Origin of the sequence: uncultured Paenalcaligenes sp., assembly GCF_947630565.1 — a bacterium.
GTDB lineage: Bacteria > Pseudomonadota > Gammaproteobacteria > Burkholderiales > Burkholderiaceae_B > Paenalcaligenes > Paenalcaligenes faecalis.
This window is the reverse complement of sequence record NZ_CANRIC010000001.1, coordinates 73787-97383: the sequence shown is the minus strand read 5'-3', so window position 1 is coordinate 97383 and position 23597 is coordinate 73787. Positions and strand designations below refer to the sequence as shown.

General features: G+C 47.4%; 23 protein-coding genes. 15 read left to right on the top strand and 8 right to left on the bottom strand.

All coding sequences use genetic code 11. From position 1 onward, the window contains the following. Window positions 1-15: 15 nt before the first annotated feature. The 4 genes from nth to fdxA are packed head-to-tail and all read right to left on the bottom strand — an operon-like array spanning window position 16 to window position 2919. Entirely contained in the window at window positions 16-657 is a 642-nt protein-coding gene (nth, locus tag Q0Z62_RS00475) for an endonuclease III (protein ID WP_269901519.1), read from the bottom strand. A 19-nt stretch (window positions 658-676) separates the two neighbouring features. Beyond that, window positions 677-1300, bottom strand: a complete 624-nt coding sequence (locus tag Q0Z62_RS00470) for an RnfABCDGE type electron transport complex subunit B (protein WP_269901520.1) — start codon at window positions 1298-1300, stop codon at window positions 677-679. A 45-nt stretch (window positions 1301-1345) separates the two neighbouring features. Continuing rightward, complete coding sequence (locus tag Q0Z62_RS00465) at window positions 1346-2566, bottom strand: polyhydroxyalkanoate depolymerase (protein WP_298050113.1); 1221 nt, start codon at window positions 2564-2566, stop codon at window positions 1346-1348. A gap of 29 nt (window positions 2567-2595) precedes the next feature. Further along, window positions 2596-2919 carry a ferredoxin FdxA gene (fdxA, locus tag Q0Z62_RS00460; protein ID WP_269901522.1) on the bottom strand — a complete coding sequence of 108 codons (324 nt, stop codon included), beginning with the start codon at window positions 2917-2919 and terminating at the stop codon, window positions 2596-2598. A 246-nt stretch (window positions 2920-3165) separates the two neighbouring features. Between fdxA and pncB the strand changes: the two genes are divergently transcribed. The 5 genes from pncB (at window position 3166) to accD (ending at window position 9742) form a co-directional block, all read left to right on the top strand. Next, window positions 3166-4347, top strand: a complete 1182-nt coding sequence (pncB, locus tag Q0Z62_RS00455; RefSeq protein WP_298050109.1) for a nicotinate phosphoribosyltransferase — start codon at window positions 3166-3168, stop codon at window positions 4345-4347. Between the two features lie 94 nt (window positions 4348-4441). Next, a complete protein-coding gene (locus tag Q0Z62_RS00450; protein WP_298050106.1) occupies window positions 4442-6655 on the top strand; it encodes a bifunctional (p)ppGpp synthetase/guanosine-3',5'-bis(diphosphate) 3'-pyrophosphohydrolase in 2214 nt (737 codons plus the stop codon). A 68-nt stretch (window positions 6656-6723) separates the two neighbouring features. Beyond that, a complete protein-coding gene (gene trpB, locus Q0Z62_RS00445) occupies window positions 6724-7923 on the top strand; it encodes a tryptophan synthase subunit beta (protein ID WP_298050183.1) in 1200 nt (399 codons plus the stop codon). A 22-nt stretch (window positions 7924-7945) separates the two neighbouring features. Further along, on the top strand, window positions 7946-8761 hold the full coding sequence (gene trpA / locus Q0Z62_RS00440) for a tryptophan synthase subunit alpha (protein ID WP_298050181.1): 816 nt from the start codon (window positions 7946-7948) through the stop codon (window positions 8759-8761). Window positions 8762-8866: 105 nt separating this feature from the next. Next, entirely contained in the window at window positions 8867-9742 is an 876-nt protein-coding gene (accD, locus tag Q0Z62_RS00435; protein ID WP_298050105.1) for an acetyl-CoA carboxylase, carboxyltransferase subunit beta, read from the top strand. An 80-nt stretch (window positions 9743-9822) separates the two neighbouring features. On the opposite strand, the gene Q0Z62_RS00430 is transcribed toward accD, so the two are convergent. Next, entirely contained in the window at window positions 9823-12837 is a 3015-nt protein-coding gene (locus Q0Z62_RS00430) for an Rne/Rng family ribonuclease (RefSeq protein ID WP_298050102.1), read from the bottom strand. Between the two features lie 491 nt (window positions 12838-13328). Between Q0Z62_RS00430 and Q0Z62_RS00425 the strand changes: the two genes are divergently transcribed. Continuing rightward, a complete protein-coding gene (locus Q0Z62_RS00425; RefSeq protein WP_269901527.1) occupies window positions 13329-14297 on the top strand; it encodes an RluA family pseudouridine synthase in 969 nt (322 codons plus the stop codon). Then, complete coding sequence (locus tag Q0Z62_RS00420; RefSeq protein WP_298050099.1) at window positions 14294-14956, top strand: HAD family hydrolase; 663 nt, start codon at window positions 14294-14296, stop codon at window positions 14954-14956. The genes Q0Z62_RS00425 and Q0Z62_RS00420 overlap by 4 nt, the downstream gene beginning before the upstream one ends. A gap of 34 nt (window positions 14957-14990) precedes the next feature. Here the strand turns inward: Q0Z62_RS00420 and Q0Z62_RS00415 are convergent, their stop codons facing one another. Genes Q0Z62_RS00415 through Q0Z62_RS00405 form a run of 3 tightly spaced genes read right to left on the bottom strand, consistent with a single transcriptional unit; the run spans window position 14991 to window position 17087 of the window. After that, the gene (locus tag Q0Z62_RS00415) at window positions 14991-15785 is read right to left on the bottom strand and encodes an N-acetylmuramoyl-L-alanine amidase (protein ID WP_269901529.1); all 795 of its coding nucleotides are present in this window, start codon (window positions 15783-15785) and stop codon (window positions 14991-14993) included. After that, the gene (locus Q0Z62_RS00410) at window positions 15778-16494 is read right to left on the bottom strand and encodes an SAM-dependent methyltransferase (RefSeq protein ID WP_269901530.1); all 717 of its coding nucleotides are present in this window, start codon (window positions 16492-16494) and stop codon (window positions 15778-15780) included. Before Q0Z62_RS00410 ends, Q0Z62_RS00415 begins: the two co-directional genes overlap by 8 nt. 5 nt (window positions 16495-16499) lie before the next feature. After that, window positions 16500-17087, bottom strand: a complete 588-nt coding sequence (locus tag Q0Z62_RS00405; RefSeq protein WP_269901531.1) for a Maf family nucleotide pyrophosphatase — start codon at window positions 17085-17087, stop codon at window positions 16500-16502. A 95-nt stretch (window positions 17088-17182) separates the two neighbouring features. On the opposite strand from Q0Z62_RS00405, the gene Q0Z62_RS00400 reads away from it, so the two are divergent. The 8 genes from Q0Z62_RS00400 (at window position 17183) to fabF (ending at window position 23597) form a co-directional block, all read left to right on the top strand. Continuing rightward, complete coding sequence (locus tag Q0Z62_RS00400; protein ID WP_298050093.1) at window positions 17183-17698, top strand: DUF177 domain-containing protein; 516 nt, start codon at window positions 17183-17185, stop codon at window positions 17696-17698. Window positions 17699-17760: 62 nt separating this feature from the next. Beyond that, window positions 17761-17943 (top strand): 50S ribosomal protein L32, encoded by a 183-nt coding sequence (gene rpmF / locus Q0Z62_RS00395; protein WP_269901533.1) that lies wholly within the window; start codon window positions 17761-17763, stop codon window positions 17941-17943. A gap of 39 nt (window positions 17944-17982) precedes the next feature. Then, window positions 17983-19062 (top strand): phosphate acyltransferase PlsX, encoded by a 1080-nt coding sequence (plsX, locus tag Q0Z62_RS00390; RefSeq protein WP_269901534.1) that lies wholly within the window; start codon window positions 17983-17985, stop codon window positions 19060-19062. A 24-nt stretch (window positions 19063-19086) separates the two neighbouring features. Continuing rightward, window positions 19087-20061, top strand: a complete 975-nt coding sequence (locus Q0Z62_RS00385) for a beta-ketoacyl-ACP synthase III (protein WP_298050090.1) — start codon at window positions 19087-19089, stop codon at window positions 20059-20061. Between the two features lie 50 nt (window positions 20062-20111). After that, a complete protein-coding gene (gene fabD, locus Q0Z62_RS00380; RefSeq protein ID WP_298050088.1) occupies window positions 20112-21044 on the top strand; it encodes an ACP S-malonyltransferase in 933 nt (310 codons plus the stop codon). Between the two features lies 1 nt (window position 21045). Next, complete coding sequence (fabG, locus tag Q0Z62_RS00375; protein WP_298050086.1) at window positions 21046-21783, top strand: 3-oxoacyl-ACP reductase FabG; 738 nt, start codon at window positions 21046-21048, stop codon at window positions 21781-21783. Window positions 21784-21967: 184 nt separating this feature from the next. Beyond that, complete coding sequence (gene acpP / locus Q0Z62_RS00370) at window positions 21968-22207, top strand: acyl carrier protein (protein ID WP_077733660.1); 240 nt, start codon at window positions 21968-21970, stop codon at window positions 22205-22207. A 157-nt stretch (window positions 22208-22364) separates the two neighbouring features. After that, window positions 22365-23597, top strand: a complete 1233-nt coding sequence (gene fabF / locus Q0Z62_RS00365; protein WP_298050081.1) for a beta-ketoacyl-ACP synthase II — start codon at window positions 22365-22367, stop codon at window positions 23595-23597.

The window sequence follows — 23597 nt, the reverse complement described above, 5'->3', positions numbered from 1 at the left end:
GCGGGTTTTACATAGCTAGGACTTGCCCTTAGTCTTTTCTTTGTATTCGCATAAGTCCGCAATGCCACACTGAGGGCATTTGGGAGTGCGAGCAACGCAAATATAGCGACCATGCAAAATGAGCCAATGATGAGCGTCTAATAGAAACTCTTTGGGTACTAGGCGCATGAGACGGTCCTCGACCTCGCGCACATTTTTGCCTTTAGCAATACCTGTTCGATTAGAGACTCGAAAAATATGGGTGTCTACTGCCATCGCATATTGTCCAAAGGCGGTATTGAGCACTACATTCGCCGTTTTACGTCCAACCCCAGGTAGGGCTTCTAGTTGTTCGCGAGTGTCTGGAACCTCACCATTAAAGTGCTCGATGAGCAATTCACAGGTGCGAATGACATTTTTGGCCTTAGTTTTATAGAGACCAATACTTTTAATACACTCAGTAAGCCCATCTATCCCCAGTTCTAGTATGCCTTCGGGAGAGCCATGGGTGGGAAAGAATCGACGGGTGGCGATATTGACCGAGACATCTGTGGCCTGAGCAGACAAAATAACAGCAATGAGTAATTGAAAGGTATTTTCGTATTCTAGCTCGGTCGTAGGGTGCGGATTAGCGGCTCTAAGACGAGAAAAAATTTCAGTACGTATCTCACGGTTCATAAGGCTAACTATTTTTCAATTAAGACTGACGGCGGGCGCGTGCTTTGGCTAATACATCGGCAATTGTGGCTTTGCGGTGTGTAGAAGAATCGGCTTGTGTACTCACTTTAGGTTTGTTGGCCAGTACACGGGCAGCAACGGATGCGGATTCATCATGTTTTAGTGCTAAGCGTTGCTCTCGTAACTGAAAGTGCTGGCGAGCAGCTTGGGCTAGCTCATCAGTCCATTCTCTATCAATAGGTTGCATTTCTATGCAGTCCACCGGACAGGGGGCAAGGCAAAGATCGCAGCCTGTGCAGCGGTCAGCTAATACGGTATGCATGAGTTTATTGGCCCCTACAATTGCGTCCACCGGACAGGCTTGTATACATAAGGTACAACCAATGCAGTGCTCTTCATCAATCACGGCGACAGTAGGAGGGCTATGAGTGCCGCACTCAGGATCTAGTTCTTGAATGGCTTGGTGGGTAATTTGAGCCAGTAGGGCAATCCCTGCACTGCCTCCTGGTGGACAGCGATTAATGGCTTCGTTGTCTATGGCAATCGCTTGAGCATAGGGCAAACACGCATCATAACCGCACCGAGTACATTGGGTTTGCGGTAAGACTGCGTCGATACGTTGTATGAGTTCGGAGGTGTGCATAATGAAAAAGGGGGCCAAGCCCCCTGTTTTGCCAAAACCGAATGGTTAGGCGTTTTTCTGAATAAAGTCTTTGACTAATGGGTAAATGTTATTACGCCAACGACGACCGGAGAAAATACCGTAGTGGCCACTGCCCATTGCGGTATGGTGCTGTTTTTTGGCCTCAGGAATGTTTTCACATAGCGTTTGGGCGGCGCGAGTTTGATTTAAACCAGAGATATCGTCTAATTCACCTTCAATGGTGAATAGGGCGGTTTTAGTAACAGCAGCAGGCGTTACGAATTCGCCATCGACCTCCCAAGTACCTCTTGGTAAGGCGTGCTCTTGGAAAACAATTCGGATCGTATCTAGGTAGAACTCAGCTGGCATATCTAAAACAGCATTGTACTCATCATAGAAACGGCGATGGGATTCCGCATCATCATCTTGCCCTTTGACTAAGTGATTGTAGAAATCATAGTGGGAGGACATATGGCGATCTGGGTTCATGGCGATAAAGCCAGTGTGTTGCAGAAAGCCTGGGTAAACACGACGACCAGCCCCTGCATAACGAGCAGGCACACGCTGAATTAAGTTATTTTCAAACCAGCTATATGGTTTGGTGGTAGCCAAACGGTTTACTTGAGTCGGTGATTCGCGAGTATCAACCGGCCCCCCCATTAACGTGAGACTTTTTGGCACATGGGGGCTGTTGCGTGCCGACATCAATGACACTGCTGCCAGTACTGGCACAGTAGGTTGGCAGACGGCGACAACATGTACATCGTCATTTAAAAACTCAAGAAAATGTTCTACATAGCGTACATAGTCATTGAGATGAAAAGGGCCCGCAGATAACGGTACCATACGAGCGTCAATCCAGTCGGTAATATAGACATCGTGATCAACTAGCATAGTACGTACTGTGTCGCGCAGTAGCGTGGCATGATGCCCCGACATCGGGGCGACGATTAGCACCTTAGGTTCTTTTTTCTTTAGGCCTTCACGCTCGAAATGCACTAAGTTACAGAAAGGTAAGTGATGGACTGTTTCGTCTTTAACGGGTATTGTTTTTCCGTCTTTTTCAATAGAGGGGATATCCCACAGTGGTTTTTCGTATTCTTTGCCCAAACGGTGCAAAAGCTCGTAGCCTGCAGCCAGTTGTTTGGAGAGGGGCGTGTAAGCCCATGGGCTATAAGGATGGGTTAGAAGCTGTGCGCTGGAGCCTGAGAAAGCAGCCAACGGCGATAAAAACGAACGTTGTAGTTCGTGTAAGTCATACAGCATAATGGTGCCCTTGTGTGCAAAGTGATTTTTTAACGCTCTAGATATTGCAGTTTATCTGCAACCCCGTTCCAATTATCGGCATCGGGTAAGGGGTCTTTAGAGCGATTGATCATGCCGAAAATAGGAGTGAGTTCTGCATTCAACTCAATATATTGGAGTTGATCGGCAGGGACATCCTCTTCGGCGAAAATAGCATTGGCTGGACATTCAGGAATACAAACCGCACAGTCAATACATTCGTCAGGATCAATAACTAGGAAGTTAGGGCCCTCGCGAAAACAGTCTACCGGACAGACATCGACGCAATCGGTAAATTTACATTTAATACAGTTTTCGGTGACGACGTGTGTCATAGTGTGGCTCCAGCGTGATTCAATGCAATCAAAAGATGGTAAATGATAGTAAGGTTATCGAAAATAGACAGATTGTAAAACTATTGGTTCATTTTTTTCGATAAAAGGATCTATTTTAACGAATATATGGGCTTTAGATGGAAATTAAACCAAAGAGTCGCTTTTTGGCCCTTTAGCTTGGTATAAAACATACAATATAGCTAGAAGACGTGCAGACCGTATCCCTTTGTTTAGACTGGCGTGGCCATGATTATTACTTCCTTACTTGATACTGATTTATATAAATTTTCTATGATGCAAGTGGTATTGCATCATTTTCCCGCTGCTCAGGTTCAGTATCGCTATCAGTGCCGTACACCTAATATTGACCTACATCCTTATATAGATGAAATCCGCGCTGAGGTCAAAGCACTGTGCCAGCTTCGATTCCGCGAAGATGAGCTTAACTATCTGCGGCAGCTCCGGTTTATCAAAAGTGATTTTGTGGATTTTCTTGGTTTGTTTCACCTGCCAGAACGCTGCATTCATATTGATTACGGAGATAAACCCGGAGAACTCAGCATAGAGGTAGAGGGCTCCTGGCTACATACGATCTTATTTGAAATCCCCGTGTTAGCGATTGTGAATGAAGTGTATTTTCGCAACACCCAGCCTACACCTGATTGGGAAGAGGGACGTCAACGTCTACAACAAAAAATGCATTGGGTCTTAGATGATCCGGCCTTAGCAGACTTTAGGGTTGCAGAATACGGCACTCGACGTCGTTTTTCCAAACGTTGGCATGACGAGGTCGTTATCACCATGAAAGAGCAAATGGGTAGCCATTTTGCGGGTACAAGTAATGTTTGGATGGCAAAAAAGCATGGGGTGCTACCTTTAGGAACCATGGCCCATGAATACCTGCAAGCGTGCCAGGCGCTAGGGCCACGCCTACGAGACTCTCAAGTATTCGCTTTTGAAACTTGGGCTAAAGAGTACAGAGGGGATTTAGGTATAGCCTTGTCCGATGTCTATGGGTTGGATGCGTTTCTTGCTGATTTCGATATGTATTTTTGCAAGTTATTCGATGGTGCACGCCATGACTCTGGTGATCCCTTTGTTTGGGGAGAACGTTTATTGGCTCATTACCAACAAAATCGTGTTGATCCTAGAACAAAAACATTAATTTTTTCTGATGGACTAACCATTCCTAAGGCGATTCAGTTAGCCAAGCATTTTGCTGGACGCTGCCATGTTTCTTTTGGAATAGGCACGAATCTGACTAACGACCTGGGGTATGAGCCTTTGCAGGTGGTGATGAAAATGGTGCGCTGTAATGGGCAACCTGTAGCAAAAGTCTCTGATGCACCCGGTAAAACAATGTGTGATGATCCAGCGTATTTGGCTTATTTACGTCAGGTTTTTGATCTGCCAGAGTATCCGGCGTAAGTTATCTGGAAACCAGATATATCGTTATGTTTTTCGTTGATAGAACTAAAGGTAAGATATCTATTGTAGTGATTTCATTTGGTGTGTAGTTCTCATGTCTAGTTTTATTCCCGCCCAGCCGCAGTCGGCAATTACCACACAATCCCCTTTTACAGAGGACTGGCTGCATCGTGTGGCCGCTGATTTGCCCATAGCTCAGCAGCAAAAATTACAGTTAGCTATGCAGCATGTGGAACCCTTGATTCACGGCATGTACACCCCATGGGGAGAACCTCTGGATTCACATATTGCAGCGGTGATTGAGGTTCTACACGACTTAAATGCAGATGCACATACGCGAATTTGTGCGTTATTAGCGGTGGTCCCTGAAAATGAAAAAGTGAAGCACGAGGCAATCAAAAAGGAATTTGGTGAACAGGTTGCTACGATGGTCGGTGGGGCAAGAGCGCTCTATCACATTGGTGAGCTAGCTGCGCAGGCCCATGATCAAGCCGCCACAGGCACAGATCAAAAAGAGATGAAGCGTAAAATGCTCTTGGCGATGGCGGTAGATTTACGTATTGTTTTGGTGCGGCTGGCTTCTAGATTGCAGGTGCTGCGCTGGTTCGTCCATTGTAAAAAACCTTGCCCATATGATTATGCAAAAGAGACCATGGAACTCTATACCCCGTTGGCAAATCGGTTAGGGATTTGGCAATTAAAATGGGAAATGGAGGATCTGGCTTTTCGGTTCTTAAGCCCCGATACCTATAAAACGATCGCTAAACAACTAGAAGAAAAACGCGCCGAGCGAGAAAGTTTTATTGCCCATGTGGTGCAAACGTTGACACAGGCACTCAAGGAAATGGGGATTGAGGCGGATGTGAATGGTCGGCCTAAACACATTTACAGTATTTATAACAAGATGCGCAATAAGAATTTGCGCTTCGATCAGCTCTTTGATATTCGAGCGTTGCGTGTGATTGTCGAGGATGAGCGTAGCTGCTATAGCACCTTAGCGCTGATTCATGCTATGTGGACACCGATTCCCAATGAGTTTGATGATTATATTTCACGTCCTAAGCCAAATGGTTATCGCTCATTGCACACTGTAGTTGCCGATGAGTCGGGCCGCACTTTTGAGATTCAAATTCGTACCGCAGAAATGCATCATTTTGCTGAGTTCGGTATGGCTGCACATTGGCACTACAAAGAAGCGGGGGCCAAAGGTGGGCAGGTGGCAGCTTCGGCAGAGGAGCAAAAGATTGCTTGGATGCGACAGTTATTGGCGTGGGATCATACCGATGAGCAAACTGAAGATCAGGCTATTCCGGTAACACCAGAACATATTTATGTACTCAGTCCTCAGGCTCGTGTGATTGAGCTGCCCTATGGGGCGACGCCCGTTGATTTTGCCTATTATTTACATACTGACTTAGGGCATCGCTGTAGGGGGGCAAAAGTGGACGGGCAGATGGTTCCATTGCTCACCAAACTAAAAACAGGGCAAACCGTAGAGATCATTGCTGCAAAATCCGGAGGCCCATCAAGAGACTGGCTTAACCCGCAGCTGGGCTTTTTGGCCAGCCAACGATCAAGGGCAAAGGTTCGAGCTTGGTTTAATGCCGTAGAGTTACAACAGCGCATTAGTCAGGGCCAGACTCTAGTAGAAAAAGAACTACAGCGTTTAGGACGTACGGCAGTCAATCTAGAGCAGTTAGCCCAAAAGTTGGATTTTGCTCGTGCCGATGATTTGTATATAGCAGTCGCTAAAGATGAATTTAGCTTGCGGCACATAGAGAATCTTTTTAAGACGCCTACCGTTACGGATGATACTGAGCCCCAAACAAAAGTCTTTAATGCGAATCGAGCTAACGTCACGCGCACAGGGCGCAGTGGGGTCTTGGTGGTTGGGGTTGATTCATTGATGACTCAATTGGCTCGTTGTTGTAGGCCGGCGCCGCCCGATGCGATTTGTGGCTATATTACTAAAGGTCGTGGGGTGTCTATTCACCGTAGTGACTGTAAGTCTTATAGTAGCTTAGTAGCTGCTCAGCCTGAACGTGCTATTGACGTGGATTGGGGTAAAACGTCTGATGCTCTTTATCCCATTGATTTGTCTGTGACTGCCTCTGAAAGACCCAATTTATTGCGGGATATTTCTGAGGTGTTTGCTCGGCTACGCGTGAATGTAGTAGGGGTAAGCAGCCAAAGTCGTCGATCGCTGACCCAGTTGCTTTTTACCATTGAGGTCAATGATGGCGAGCAAATACAGCGCACAATCAGTGCGCTACAAGAAATCCCAGGGGTGCACGCACAGCGCCATTAATGTTGGTGCTAAAATGCCTTTTTGCACGATAATCGTGTGTCATGATTAAAGATACTGAGAGTAATGCCTTGACAGTCTATAACTATCCCGATCAGCAGGGACATTTTGGTCCTTATGGCGGTTCTTTTGTTGCCGAAACCTTAGTTCATGCTTTAGACGAACTACGCGCCGCTTATGATAAATACCGTAATGACCCCGAGTTTCTACGTGAATTTGAGTATGAGTTAAAGCATTTTGTCGGTCGGCCCTCGCCGATTTATCATGCTAAGCGATGGTCGGAGCAATTAGGTGGGGCGCAAATCTGGTTTAAGCGTGAAGACTTAAATCACACAGGGGCCCACAAGGTAAATAACTGTATTGGCCAAATTTTATTGGCTAAGCGCATGGGTAAGCCTCGAATCATAGCTGAAACGGGGGCGGGGCAACATGGTGTAGCCACAGCAACAGTCGCTGCTCGTTATGGCTTGAAATGTGTGGTTTACATGGGCAGTGATGATGTGAAACGTCAAGCCTCTAATGTGTATCGTATGAAATTATTAGGTGCTGAAGTTATCCCAGTTAGTTCCGGTTCTTGCACGTTAAAAGATGCCTTGAACGAGGCCATGCGTGATTGGGTAACTAATATCGAAGACACGTTTTATATTATTGGTACGGTGGCAGGTCCTCACCCCTATCCGACCATGGTGCGTGATTTCCAATCGGTGATTGGTACCGAGTGCCTAGAGCAAATGCCTGCCGAAACCGGGCGTCAACCGGATTATATTTTAGCGGCAGTAGGTGGTGGGTCGAATGCAATGGGGATTTTTCACCCTTACTTAAATGAGCCTAACGTACAGCTAGTTGGTGTAGAGGCTGGGGGCGAAGGCTTAACATCACTCAAACACTCAGCATCCTTAAATGCGGGGCAGGTCGGAGTACTACATGGTAATCGTACTTATGTGCTGCAGGATGAGGCGGGTCAGATTCAGGGGACACACTCTATCTCGGCGGGTTTAGATTATCCTGGCGTTGGGCCAGAGCACGCGTGGTTAAAAGATTTAAAACGTGCACGCTACGAGGTCATTAATGATGATGAGGCGCTTAAGGCCTTTCATGACTGCTGTCGTATCGAAGGTATTATGCCAGCCTTAGAGTCTTCTCATGCGATTGCGCAAGCCGTTAAAATGGCTCCTTCCTTAGCTAAAGATAAAATCATTTTGGTGAATTTATCTGGTCGAGGTGATAAAGATATGCATACTGTTGCTGAATTCAGTGGCATTAGCCTTTAATTTTTAGGTGTTATTTATGTCTATGACTGCTAATCCGCGCTTAAAGGCGACTTTTGAGCGTTTAAATGGGCGTGCTGCATTAATTCCTTATATTACAACCGGTGACCCATCCGTGACGGCGACAGTGCCATTGATGCATGCTTTGGTTAAAGCAGGGGCTGATGTGATTGAGTTGGGCGTGCCTTTCTCTGATCCTATGGCGGATGGCTCGGTTATTCAACGCGCCGCAGAAAGGGCTGTTGCGCGCGGTGTATCCTTGCGTACGGTACTTGATATGGTGGCTCAGTTTCGTGAAACAGATGAGACCACGCCTGTAGTACTTATGGGCTATGCCAATCCCATCGAGGCCATGGGGCAGCAGGTTTTTGCTCAGGCTGCAGGTCATGCTGGGGTAGACGGCGTATTGACTGTTGATTATCCTCCAGAGGAATGTGAGGATTTTGTGCAGTACTTGACGGATTATCAGGTTGACCCCATTTTCCTTTTGGCTCCTACATCAACGGATGCGCGAATTCAGCGGATTGCTGACATTGCGCGTGGTTATGTTTATTATGTGTCTTTAAAAGGAGTGACAGGTTCTGCCTCCTTAGACGTGGCTGATGTAGCCAAGCAGTTGCAGCGTATTCGACAATACGTCACGATCCCTGTGGGCGTGGGTTTTGGTATACGTGATGCACAAAATGCACAAAAAGTAGCAGAGCATGCTGATGCCGTGGTAATTGGCAGCAAAATCATTGAAACCATGGAACAAAATTTTAATGAGCATGGTGATGATGCGTTGGCTATTAAGGCGGCAGCCGATTGGTTGGAGTCTGTCCATCAGGCGTTAATCGCTTAAATTTTGTGTTGTGATAACTTTTTACTTGGCTAGGTACGTAAGAGCCTAGCTATTTACGATCTAGATTATTTTTTGATGTCTAGGTCAACCGAACAGGATTGCCCAATGAGCTGGATCCAAAAATTATTGCCTCCTCGAATTAACCGTAATCACGAAAGCAGTAAACGTGTTCCCGAAGGACTCTGGGTTAAGTGTCCCTCGTGTGAATCAGTGCTTTACAAAGAAGACCTGCAGGCTACATTAAATGTATGTCCTAAATGTGATCATCACATGCGTATTAATGCGCGTGCTCGTATAGAGGCTCTTTTAGACGCAGACAACCGTACTGAGGTTGGCGAAAACACGCGTGCTGTTGACCCACTGAAATTCCGTGATACAAAAAAATACCCCGATCGCTTATCTCAAGCGACTAAAGAGACAGGGGAATCGGAAGCGATGGTAGTCATGAGTGGGACCGTGCTGTCCATGCCAGCAGTAATTGCTTGTTTTGAGTTTGAGTTCATGGCCGGGTCTATGGGCTCTGTAGTGGGAGAGCGATTTGTGCGTGGTGTCCAAGAGGCGATACGTACACGTTCTGCTTTTATCTGTGTTGCGGCATCGGGTGGTGCTCGTATGCAAGAAAGTTTATTTTCTTTGATGCAGATGGCTAAAACGAATGCGATGCTCGTAAAACTCTCCGAAGCAGGTTTGCCTTTTATTAGTGTGCTGACAGACCCGACGATGGGTGGGGTTTCAGCCAGTTTTGCTTTTATGGGTGATGTGGTGGTTGCTGAACCTAATGCTTTGATTGGTTTTGCTGGCCCTCGTGTTATTGAGCAAACGGTACGTGAAAAGCTTCCAGAAGGGTTCCAACGTGCAGAGTTTCTTCAAGAAAAAGGGGCGATTGATATCGTTATTGATCGTCGCGAAATGCGTAAAGAGTTGGCCTCAATTATTGCGTTATTAACGCGTCAGCCAGCCGAGGCTGTGCAGCCACGGTAACGATACAGTAAACACGATAAAGCAAAAGCCCCAGCTATGTAAAATAGCTGGGGCTTTTTGTTGTGACTCGGGTCAGAGGATTAGTTGGATGAGGTTTCCACTTGCTCTAAGGCGGAGTCAGTCGTTGTGGCAACGACTTTACGTGGACGACCCAATTTAACTGGGGGTTCCGCAACAACATCAACCGCATCGGTACGAGTTTGAACCATTTCTAAACCTGCTTGCTCTAATGTTGGGACAAGAACGGCAGGATCAAAAATAGGCTGAGCAGCTTCAGCTTCAACAGTAGGCTCATCAACAGCGACAACTTCCTCTGCAATAGAAGAGGGTGTTGCTAGTGGTGCAGCGTCTTCAGTGTTAGGAGCAGGGGCCTGCTCAACGACGGGTTCTGCTGCAACGGTAGCCTGAGACTCTTTTACGGGAGTCTCACTTTCTACTGGGTGAGGCTCATCGCCTGTCTCGACCTGCATTAAGGGCTCAGAAGCAACCGGAGCCGCCCAGCGTGAACGTGGGTTGCGACCTACAGGTTGCATGGGCTCAGGGGCCGCAATAGGTGAGGCTTGAGTTGTTTGAACCTGTTGTAAGCCAGCCTGAGCTAAATCGGCTTGTAGTTCCTCGACAGAGCTAGTAACAGCGACAGCCGGTTCTGTTAGTGGGGCTTCTGGCTGTGGCTCTATGGCAGGAGCGGGAGTAGCTACTTCAGCGACAACAACAGGCTGCTCTACTGATTCCTCTTTGTTTTGCTCCAGTACATTGGCATCAAAACGTGGGGTTTCATGAGGAATAAACTGGGTGGCAGTGGTTGCAACCTCTTCTGTTTCCTCGATTTGATCTTCAGCAGTGGTGTTGCTCTCTGTAGGGCGACGGCTACGACGACTACGGCGACGACGGCTACGACGGCGCTCAGACGGCTGCTCATCTTCGTCCTGGTCTGCTTGGTCATTGATTTCAGCAGATAAATCTTCGTCTTGCGCTTTGGTTTCCTTAGCTACTGGAGCAGGGGTAGGCGCAGGAGTTGGTGCATCGTTAGCCTCTACGGTACTGTCGTTTTGTAGATCTAGATTTTGCTGTTGCTGCTCTTCTGTAGGTGCATTGTCACGACGACGATTACGTGGGCTGCGACGGCGACGACGATTCGGTTGCTCTTGAGTCTCCTCGGTAACGGGCGTAGTTGGCTCTATAGCCGGTGTTGTCGTGGCTGCCTTAGGGTTTTGACGACGGTGACGAGGGTTACGAGCGGTAGTCTCAGCAACGGCCTTAGGATCGGTAGGATCTGGGCGGCGCTCTGTTTTGTTACGGTTCTGACGCTGTCTATCTGTATTACGTCTATCATTTTTGTGACGAGGATGACGCTTTTGCGTCTGCTCGTCTTTGTTTTCCACCACTTTTTCTTCATTAGCAGCCGGAGGTGCAGTAAGTGATTTGAACCAAGCGCCAATACGAGCAAAAAGTCCCGTTGATTGGGTTTTCTCAGGGGTGGCTCCAGGGGCAGGCTGTGACGGAGTAATGCCTTTTACTAGGGCCTCAGGGCGTGGTTTAATTTCATGGGTGCGATGAGGCGTGAGTGTAGTTTCCTCTTCGGGCTTCACCTGCTCAAAGCTGACCTTTAGCTCATCCAAACGAGCATCATCATGGCGTAAACGCTCAATAATGTGATGCGGTGTTTCTAGATTTTTGTTTGGAATCAGTGTTAGGTTAACGTTGAGACGAGACTCAATACTGGTGACGTCACTGCGTTTTTCATTCAACAGATAGGTCGCTACATCTACGGGCAACTGGGCATGAATAGCTGCCGTGCCTTCTTTCATGGCTTCTTCTTGTAGCAAGCGTAAGACGTGTAGAGCACTGGACTCTGCATCTCGGATAACACCTGTGCCTGTACAACGTGGGCACGTAACATGAGAGCCTTCGTTTAGCGCAGGGCGTAAACGTTGACGTGAGAGCTCCATCAAACCAAAGCGAGAGATTTTGCCCATTTGTACGCGGGCTCGGTCTACATGTAAAGCATCTCTTAAGCGCTGCTCTACGGCACGTTGGTTTTTGCCGTCTTCCATGTCAATGAAGTCAATGACAATCAGACCGCCTAAGTCACGTAAGCGCAATTGACGTGCGACTTCGTCAGCCGCCTCAAGGTTAGTCCGTAATGCGGTTTCCTCGATGTCGGCGCCGCGAGTTGAGCGAGCCGAGTTCACATCAATAGCGACTAAGGCCTCGGTGTGGTCAATGACCACAGCGCCACCAGAGGGGAGCTGTACGGTGCGCGAGTAAGCAGTTTCGATTTGATTTTCGATTTGGAATCGGGAAAATAAAGGAATATCGTCCCTATACATTTTCACGCGATTGACATTGTCGGGCATCACTACATTCATAAAAGCCGTAGCTTGTTCATAAATGTCGTCTGTATCGATTAGGATTTCACCAATATCAAGTGAAAAATAGTCGCGTATAGCACGTATAACCAAGCTAGATTCTAAATAAATCAGAATAGGGGCTGGGTTTTCTTTGGCAGCACTATCAATTGCAGACCAGAGCTGTAATAGGTAGTTTAAGTCCCACTGCAACTCTTCTACGCTACGCCCTATCCCCGCAGTACGGGCGATGATGCTCATGCCCTGAGGCGTATTGAGCTGGTCCATGGCTTCGCGTAGTTCTTGGCGTTCCTCACCCTCTACGCGACGGGAAACACCACCGCCACGGGGGTTATTAGGCATCAGAACTAAGTAGCGACCCGCCAAAGAAATAAAGGTGGTTAACGCAGCGCCTTTGTTGCCGCGTTCCTCTTTTTCTACTTGGATGATGAGTTCTTGGCCTTCGCTTAGGGCATCTTGAATGCGGGCACTACGTACATCAACACCTTCTTTGAAGTAAGTGCGAGCGACCTCTTTGAACGGCAAGAAGCCATGGCGGTCTTCGCCATAGCTAACAAAACAAGCCTCTAAGCCTGGCTCAATGCGGGTAATGACTCCTTTGTAGATATTGCCTTTGCGCTGTTCGCGTCCGGCGGATTCGATGTCGAGATCGATCAATTTTTGACCGTCGACTATTGCAACACGTAGTTCTTCTTGGTGTGTTGCATTAAACAACATGCGTTTCATGAGTGTGATTCTCCGTAGTCATAGCACGCAGACAATCGGCGCGCGACCTCGGGTCACTCGGTGTGTGGCACTGCAATGGCTGCGAAGAAGTGGGCAAATATAACTTAAACGGAGCCCACTTTTTTTCGAATGGGCACAGCGCGCAGATAATTGCGCAGTTCAGTCAGCATACGGGTCATGTTCACAATAAGTCGTGTTTGACGAATAAAAAATTGCTGGGAACCACCGCTGTATTTGTCAGGTACAACGGGTGCTAAATTCTGTTTACAACGATAACTTTGCAGATATTCAGTGCCGCACGCGGATAACTTACAACTGACATGCGCGGAGCGTGTTAACCGCGTCTGTGCCATTTGTATTGTTCCGGCGACCGTATGACCCGAAAACTGTGCACAATACGTATTACAATAAATACTTTTACGGCTAGCGGAGACGCACCTTGCATCTCTACGTCTAGCGGTGTCACAGTTCCCATAGGCTGAGGCGATTATATGCCTCTTTTGAGTATGAGAAAACCATTAGCAGTGAAAAAGACCATACCGCAAGTGCGGGTTATTGAAATAAGTGCCGAGTGGGCCGGACAACGTCTGGACAATTTTCTAGTGCGCGAGTGCAAAGGTGTGCCTAAAAGTCACATATATAAAGCCATCCGCAGTGGACAGGTACGTATAAATAAAGGACGTGCCAAAAATGAATATCGCTTAGAGGCGGGGGATGTTGTACGAATTCCTCCGATGCGAATGCCCGACCCTGATGCGAAGCCGATAGTACCTGCCGCACAGTTCCCTATTGTGTTTGAAGATGACTACTTGCTAGTCATTGATAAACCCGAGGGGGTTGCTGTACATGGGGGAAGCGGGGTGTCCTTTGGTGTGATTGAGCAGCTACGGGCGGCACGCCCAGAGGCGAAGTTTTTAGAATTAGGTCATCGATTGGACCGTGATACATCCGGGCTATTAATCGTCGTTAAGCGTCGGGCTGCTTTAGTGGCGGTACATGATATGTTTAGAAATGGCCAAATTGACAAATTTTATCAGGCCTTAGTTGATGGTGATTGGGTGAATGATCGTCAGCACATGAAAGCGCCGTTATTGCGCTGGATGACCGCATCCGGAGAGCGTAGGGTACGGGTTGATCCCGAAGGCAAGCCCTCCCATACCATCATCTCTTTATTACAACGTTTTGGTAGGTACAGTTTGGTTGAGGCAGAATTAAAGACAGGTCGTACACATCAAATACGCGTGCATCTTGCCCATGCTGGCTTTCCTATTGTTGGTGACGATAAATATGGATCGGATGAGGTGCGTGCTCATTTTGCTCGTTTAGGCTTTAAGCGCATGTTTTTACATTCATCACGCTTACGTATGCAGCACCCCGTTACGGAGCAATGGCTAGAGCTAGAGGCTCCGTTGCCTGCGGCATGTGTACAGATTATTTCTACTTTGGAGAGTCAGTCTTGAAACAGTACGATGCAGTTATCTTTGATTGGGATGGCACCTTAATGGATTCCACGCACTCCATCATTGAGTCGATTCAGCTAGCGAGTGCTGATGTTGGCTTGCCTGTGCCGTCTACAATGCAAGCGAGTTGGATTATTGGTTTGTCATTAGAGACAGGGCTTTATAAAGCTGTGCCTGAGTTAACCGCAGAGCTGATGCCTGATTTTATTGAGCGCTATCGCCATCATTTTTTCCAGCGAGACAAATCCATAAAAATGTTTGATGGTGCGGTGCCTATGTTAGATGGATTGCGTCAACGGGCTATCCCTATCAGTGTGGCTACAGGTAAAAGTCGTGCTGGGCTGGATCGAGTATTAAGAGCAGTCGAATTAACGTCTTACTTTAATACCACTCGCTGTGCAGATGAGACGCAAAGCAAGCCTGATCCTCAAATGCTTCACGAGATTCTATGGGAATTGGATTTGCGCCCTGAGTCTGTATTGATGGTAGGGGATACTACGCATGATGTTCACATGGCGCATAATGTAGGTATGGATAGTTTGGCTGTAACGTATGGCGCCCATGACGTAGCGACACTAGAAAAATCAGAGCCTACTATCATCGTTGAATCTGTGCCTGAGATGCATGATTGGATTTTTAATCGGTTAAAAACGCAGTAGACCCGTATTTTTAGTTACCCAAGCCCTGCCTGATTTATTCGCGCAGGGCTTTTAATATGCCTATGGACTGAGCGTCTGGTACACCATCGTATCGGCTGGGTCTATAGTGCATCTGAAAAGCGGCAAATACGTTCTGGCTAGCTTTGTCCCACTGTCCATGCTGTGGTACATGGTAGCCTGCTTTTTGTAATAGCTGCTGGATTTCCAGAGTGCTGGGTAGGCCAAACTGTTCTAATTGTTGCTGATATGTTTGAGCTGCGCGTGTGTCATACCAGCGTCCTATGCCCGCAGCGGCGAGATCAGCCCAAGGGAATAATGGGCCTGGGTCAATTTTTCGCTGTGGCGCGATGTCGCTATGTCCGATGATGTTTGCTGGGGTTACTCGGTGGCGTTCAATAATATCTTGAAGAAGAGTGATGAGCAGTTGTGTTTGGGCTGGCTGGTAGGGGGCCCAGTCGCCATTTGCTAAGCGACCAGCATTGACAACTTCTATACCAATTGAGCTGGTGTTAAGGTCCACGTAATCACGCCACTGACTAACGCCCGCGTGCCATGCGCGCTTATTTTCATCGACAAATTGATAGAGCTTGGGTGGGCTCTCATCAGTAATGAGGTAATGACTACTGACGTTTTTTTGTGTTAGTACTTTGATAGAGGTTGCCGTGTCAGCCGAAGTGTAATGCAGCACAATATGGCGCACACGGCTGTTTTGCCCCTCGGATTGGATGCTGTTATGGACAGCATACTCTCCTATTTTAGGAGAGGAACTACAGGCGGCCAGCAGTCCACAAAGTATAAGACTGCCATAGAGAGTAAAAGAGTTACGCACTGGCTTGGAATAAAAATAGAGTCGGGTATTTATTTAGCTCAGGAGCCGTTTGATTGCGCCATTGGCTAACGCTGTGTGTACGAACCCATTCATCCGGTGTAGTTAATGATCTAGCCACACAAAGACGAGTGCTTGGGTCTAGTGTTTTTAATAAGGCATCAAACAGGGCTGGGTTTCGATAGGGGGTTTCAATAAAAATCTGTGATTGGCGCTGCTTTTTAGAATTGTGTTCCCACTGCTTTAGGGTGCGGCTTTGCTCATCAGCTTGTTTAGGAACATAGCCGTGAAAGCAAAAGTTTTGTCCATCCAAACCGCTCGCCATTAAGCCTAAGAGAATGGAAGAAGGACCTACATGGGGTTTGACGGTAAAACCCAAATCATGAGCTAAGGAAACCACCACGGCGCCAGGGTCTGCCACAGCAGGGCAACCTGCCTCGGAGACTAAGCCAATACCATGTTCAGCCTCAGGGCTTTGTAGCCATTGTTGGATCTGTTTTTTCGGCGTGCCATGCTTATCTAGTTGGTGAATGGTAATGTCTTGAAGAGGGCGTTCTGTACCCATCTGTTTTAAAAAGGCCCGAGCCGTTTTTGCGTTTTCAGCAATGAAAAATGAAAGCTGGCTAGCTTGTTGTTGAACGGCAGAGGGTAGCCAGACCTCATTGGCAGAGTCGCCAAGAGGTACGGGGATTAAGTGTAAGGTTTTAGACATGGTGATTAGATCACAATAGGAGAGGCTAAAGGATTGAGGCCAAATTGACGCAATAGGCGTGAGAGTTCTATCAGGGGTAGACCTATAATAGCGGTAGGGTCGTTTGACTCCATGGATTGCATTAAGGCGATCCCTAAACTTTCTGCTTTAGCGCTGCCAGCCGTATCGTAAGGCTTTTCAAATTGTAGATAGTTTTCTATTTCGGCATCGGATAAATCACGAAAATGGCAGGTGGTTAGTACATTTACGATTTCGTACTGTGTGTTTTGTGCCACGCATAAAGCCGTATGGAAAACCACTTTTTGACCTCGTAACTGACGCAATTGCGCATGGGCCTTCGCATGGTTTCCGGCTTTCCCAAGGCACAAAGAGCCCAATGCGGCCACCTGATCTGAACCAATTACAATGGCGTTAGGGTGCTGGCTGGCTACGGCCTTAGCCTTGCTAATGGCGAGCCGAGTTGCAAGCTCAGAAGGGGTTTCGTTTTCTAGAGGGGTTTCATCCACGTCCGGTGATTGCACCGAAAAAGGAAGCTGCAGGCGTTCAAGCAGATTTCGCCTATAAATCGAACCAGATGCCAGAATAAGACGCATGATTGCTTTGTAGTGTAAAATGAGTGAAGTGTTTGACTCGATTAGGGTCAACACGGTATTATCTCTCTTTTTCTTCGTTATTGGAAATACAAGCCTTGCAGCAAACACAATATCTTTTAGATACCGCCACGTTTACGCGTAACGGTCAGGTTTTTGCGGCACAAAGCCCGATTTCTCTATTTGATCGTGCTCTTGATGGCTTACCTGCTCAACAGGATCAAACCATTAATTGGTTCGTAACGGGCAGTTTAGACAACGCAGGTCAACGCTTTTTGACGATACACGTCGATGGATTTGTGGTGTTGACATGTCAGCGTTGTTTACGTGATTTTCACTATCATATTGATACCGAAAACACCGTTTTAGTCGTTGATAACGAACTCGATTTGGATATTGATGTTGATGATCCCGATGTGCCAGAGCGCATATTGGCTTCTATCCATTTAGATGCTCTAGAGCTCGTCGAAGACGAACTAATTCTTAGCTTGCCTTATGTACCGCGTCATGATCAGTGTCCTGATCTACCCGAAGCGTTACAGAACCAAGACGAAGAGGCCGAAGACGAAAAGCCCAATCCTTTTGCCGTCCTCAGCCAACTTAAAAAATCGTAATTTAATTTCTTTTCATTTACGGGGCTGGTCATTGTTGATCTGCTCTGTGCACAGGAGTCATCATGGCTGTTCAGCAAAACAAAAAGAGCCCATCTCGTCGTGGCATGCGTCGTTCACACGATGCGTTAACTGGTCCAGCAACTGCTATTGAGCCAACAACAGGCGAATTGCACTTGCGTCACCACATTAGCCCTAACGGTACATACCGTGGTCGTAAAGTGCTACAAACTAAAAACGACGATTAATTCATTTGATTATTCGTTAATTGCGCCGTAGCGTTTCTCATGTCTAAACAACCCATACGTATCGCCATCGACTGCATGGGCGGCGATGTAGGCTTGGCTGTAACCATTCCTGCCGCAGCTCAATTTGCTCAGCAATATACAGATGTTCGCTGTCTGCTGATTGGTGACGAGGCCGGGATAGCTCAGTATCTGCAGCAATATCCAGGTCCAAATCGTGATTGGTATCAAATAGTACATGCCTCAGAGGTCATCGCGATGGATGACTCCGTAGAGGTCGCTTTGCGGCGCAAAAAAAATTCTTCTATGCGCGTAGCTGCTCAGTCCGTTAAAGACGGCTTAGCTGATGCGTGTATATCTGCCGGTAATACAGGCGCATGGATGGCGATTTCGCGTTATGTGCTCAAAACCTTAGACGGCATTAGCCGCCCGGCAATTGCCACATCCATACCAAACCAAGTGGGTGGGGCAACGATTATGCTTGATTTAGGTGCTAACGTAGATTGTAGCGCCGAACATTTACTGCAGTTTGCCATCATGGGCTCTGCATTAGCTTCCATCGTTGATAAACATAAAAGTCCGACTATAGGGCTATTAAATATCGGCGAGGAGGTCATCAAAGGCAACGAGGTCGTCAAGCAAGCCTCCGAGCTACTACGTCATAGTGGTTTGAATTTTTACGGTAATGTAGAGGGTGACGACATCTGCAAAGGCACGGTCAACGTTATTGTTTGTGATGGCTTTGTAGGTAATGTAGTCTTAAAATCCCTAGAGGGTTTGGCCAAAATGGTCTCCTCCATGCTGCGCGAAGAATTCACCAGAAATAGCCTGTCGATGGCAGCCGGACTGATTGCCAAACCTGTGCTTAGTCGTCTAGGTCATCGGGTTGATAACCGACGTTACAATGGTGCCGCCTTACTAGGCTTACGTGGTATTGTTATTAAAAGTCACGGTTCAGCCGATGTGTATGGGTATGGCTACGCGCTACAACGCGCTCGTAATGCGGCTCGTAGTGGCTTATTAGCAGGTACAAATGCTGCTATTGATCAGCTACGCCACAACCTACCCAGCAGCAAGGGCAACGAGGCTCTATTAGACGTACATTCCGAGTCAGCGCAGTAGACGCGACTAGCAAAGGATTTCACTATGCTATATACCAAAATTATTGGTACAGGTGGGTATTTACCTCCTCGTATTGTTAGTAACGATGATTTGGCTGTTCAGTTAGCCGAGCAAGGCTTAGAAACCTCAGATCAGTGGATTACAGAGCGTACGGGGATTAGGCAGCGTCATATAGCCGATAAAGGGATGACTTCCAGTCAGCTGGGTACTCAGGCCGCTCGTCTTGCTTTGGCAGACGCAGGTATTGATGCCTCTGAGATTGATCTCATTATTGTTGCAACCTCGACTCCTGATCATATTTTTCCTAGTACTGCCTGTTTAATTCAGGATCAGTTAGGGATTTCTGGTGGCGCTGCATTTGATGTGCAGGCCGTCTGTAGTGGTTTTGTATATGCCTTAACGACAGCTGATGCCTTGATTAAATCCGGTATTGCAAATAACGCTTTAGTTATTGGTGCAGAGGTTTTTTCTTCTATTCTGGATTGGAAAGATCGTGGGACCTGCGTGTTGTTTGGTGATGGAGCTGGGGCTGTTGTGTTATCAAAGTCCTCTGAACCCGGTATTTTGGCTGCGCAACTGAATGCGGATGGCAGTCAGCATGGCATTTTGTGCACCGCAGGAAATGTCTCCTACGGAGAGGTTGTCGGTGACCCCTTTTTACGTATGGATGGCCAAGCGGTTTTTAAATTCGCGGTCAATGCTCTGACTAAATCAGCTCAAAATGTAACGGCTAAAGCTCAATTGGAACTCTCTGAAATTGATTGGATGGTACCGCATCAGGCCAATGTACGCATTATTAACTTCATTGGTCGAAAACTAGGGATGCCTACAGAGAAAGTTGTTGTGACCCTAGACAAGCATGCCAATACTTCTGCGGCTAGTGTTCCTTTGGCTCTTGATGCAGCGCGCAAAGATGGCCGCATTCAGGCTGGAAATGTGGTGCTAATGCAGGGCGTAGGTGGGGGCTTTGCTTGGGGCTCAGTCCTAGCGCGGATGTAATGGTTTTGTGTTAGGCTTGACGGCAACGACTTTCACTATCAATAAAAATCATGAAAATTGCATTTGTATTTCCCGGACAAGGTTCTCAAACAGTTGGTATGCTTGATGCGTGGGCTGATAGCCCTGTAGTTCAGCATGCCATAGGCGTAGCCAATCAAGCCCTAGGCCAAGACCTAGGGGCACTGATTGCTCAAGGCCCTGATACGGATTTAAATTTAACAACCAATACGCAGCCAGCCATGTTGCTTTCTGCTGTAGCCATGTTTAATGCATGGCTAGATGCGGGTGGGCCTATCCCTGGTTTAGTGGCTGGGCATAGCTTAGGCGAATACTCCGCATTGACTGCGGCAGGGGTGTTGGATTTATCGGATGCCGTTAAGTTGGTGCGCATTCGTGCTAACGCAATGCAAGACGCTGTGCCTGTGGGTGTAGGGGCGATGGCTGCTGTGTTGAACCTAGATGACGCACAAATTAAGGACGTATGTTCCTTGGCAGCCCAAGGTCAGGTGGTAGAGCCCGTCAACTTTAATGCGCCAGGGCAAATAGTGATTGCTGGCCACAAAGAGGCCGTGGAGCGGGCTTGCGAAATCGCAAAATCCGCAGGGGCGCGACGTGCTATGTTATTGCCAGTTTCTGCTCCCTTTCATTCCAGCTTATTACAGCCGGCTGCCCAGATTCTCGAGCATGCATTAGATCAAATTGAGCTTCACAGCCCACGTATTCCTATCTTGAATAACGTGGACGTAGAAATGCCAGTAGAGATTGATCTAATTAAATCGGCATTGGTACGCCAAGCCTGGCATCCAGTCCGCTGGGTAGAGACAATTCAAACAATGCGCGCCCAAGGTGTGACACATATTGTAGAATGTGGCCCAGGAAAAGTGCTTTCAGGATTAGTTAAGCGCATTGATAAAGAATTAACTGTTTTATCGATTACTGATCCTAGCTCATTGGAACAAACTCTTAACAGCTTGAAAAACTAATATGACTACTCCTTTAGCTGGAAAAATCGCTTTGGTTACTGGTGCTTCGCGTGGCTTAGGTCAGGCGATTGCATTGCAGTTGCAAGCCCTAGGTGCACAAGTCGTTGGTACGGCAACAACTGCCGAAGGTGCTGAGAAAATTACGGCTTACCTAGACAGTCCTACTAGCCGAGGTGTGCAGTTAGATGTCAATGATGACCAAGCGTGCGATGACTTAATTGTCCAGTTGTCTAAGGACGGTGGCCCACATATACTTGTCAACAACGCGGGTATTACTCGTGATGGTTTGGCAATGCGTCTTCGTGACGAGGACTTTGATGCGGTGATGGATACGAATCTACGCTCAGTCTTTCGTCTTAGCCGTGCCGTAATTCGTCCTATGATGAAAGCACGCTGGGGACGTATAATCAACATTAGCTCGGTGGTTGGATACAGTGGTAATGCCGGACAGGCTAACTACGCAGCAGCTAAAGCTGGCGTAGCGGGTATGTCTCGTGCATTGGCTCGTGAATTAGGCAGTCGCAACATTACAGTGAATTGTGTAGCTCCAGGGTTTATTGATACGGATATGACTCGTGCTTTATCCGAAGAGCAAACGCAGGCTTTACTGACCCAAATCCCTTTAGGTCGATTAGGTCAAAGCCAAGACATTGCTAATGCTGTAGCCTTCTTAGCAGGGCCGCAGGCTGATTACATTACAGGTACCACATTGCATGTCAATGGTGGCATGTACATGTAAAAGGCTTGGCTAAAAGCTGATCTAAGGTTAAATTATCCACTTAACTTAATTTTTTAAGGGGCGTATCAGTTAGCCTTTGCTTGCAAAGCACAACCGATATTGCCGTTTTTTGTCATAGCCGGCACCCTTTTTTATTTGTTTGGCTATAGTTTGTGGGAATTAATCCCCAATTTGGAGAATCTGCATGGAAAGCATCGAACAGCGCGTCAAGAAGATCGTCGCTGAACAACTTGGCGTAAACGAAGCCGAGATCAAGAACGAATCTTCTTTTCTTGACGACCTCGGTGCCGACTCGCTCGACATGGTCGAGCTCGTGATGGCGCTCGAAGACGAATTCGAAACCGAAATCCCAGACGAAGAAGCTGAGAAAATCACGACGGTTCAGCAAGCTGTTAACTACATCAACGCTAACAGCGAGCAGTAATTTCAAACCTGGGTGTGGGCAAGTCTTGTATTTACTTGACTTGTCCCTTAGCTCAAGGCGGTTTACAGAGAATGATGCGATTGTCTCTACCTTGCTATATAGGTGTCACGTTGGGTCATTCGCTACGAACCGCTTTTTTTGTATTTAGGAGTCATCCGTGAAACGACGTGTCGTAATTACCGGTCTAGGTATTGTTTCCCCTGTAGGTAACGATATCACTACCGCATGGGATAACATCGTTAATGGGCGTTCAGGTATCGGGCGTATTACGCATTTCGATCCCTCGGCTCTCACTGCCCAAATTGCGGGTGAGGTTAAAGATTTTGATGTCACGAAGTACATCTCAGCCAAAGAAACCAAACAAATGGATACTTTTATCCATTATGGGATTGCGGCAGGTGTGCAGGCGTGGCAGGACGCTGGCCTAGAAATCACCGAAGACAATGCTGATCGCGTAGGCGTCATTGTTGGCTCCGGTATTGGCGGTTTACCTCGTATCGAGGCCACACAATCCGATTACCTCGAACGTGGCCCACGCCGTATTTCCCCTTTCTTTGTGCCCGGTTCTTTAGTGAACCTAGTATCCGGTCAGCTCTCTATCATGTTGGGCTTAAAAGGGCCTAGCTATGCGGTGGTATCTGCATGTACCACTGGCCTACACTCCATCGGTGATGCGGCTCGACTTATCGAGTACGGCGATGCTGACGTGATGGTAGCAGGTGGTGCCGAAGCAACCATCTCTCCTTTAGGGATTGGTGGTTTTGCTGCTATGCGTGCTTTATCCACTCGCAATGACGATCCAACTACTGCATCCCGTCCTTGGGATATTGACCGTGACGGCTTCGTCATGGGAGAGGGTGCAGGGGTTTTAGTACTCGAAGAATACGAACACGCTAAAAAACGTGGCGCTCGTATTTACGGAGAGTTTGTAGGTTATGGAATGAGCTCTGACGCTCATCACATTACTACACCTGATAGTGATGGTCCTCGTCGCGGTATGCTTAATGCATTACGTAACGGTGGCATCAACCCAACCGAAATTGATTACATTAATGCGCATGGTACGTCCACGCCTTTAGGTGATATCAACGAAACAGAGTCAATTAAATTGGCTTTGGGTGATCATGCTAGAAAGGTAGTAGTGAACTCAACCAAATCGATGACAGGGCACTTATTAGGTGCGGCTGGTGGTATCGAGGCTGTGTTTACAACCTTAGCGTTATACAATCAAATTTCACCGCCCACGATTAACATTATTAACCAAGACCCAGCATGTGACTTGGATTACAGTGCAAATCAGGCCCGTGATTTAAAAATTGATGTTGCTATGTCCAACTCTTTTGGATTTGGTGGCACCAATGGCACGATGGTATTAAGACGCTTGTCTTAA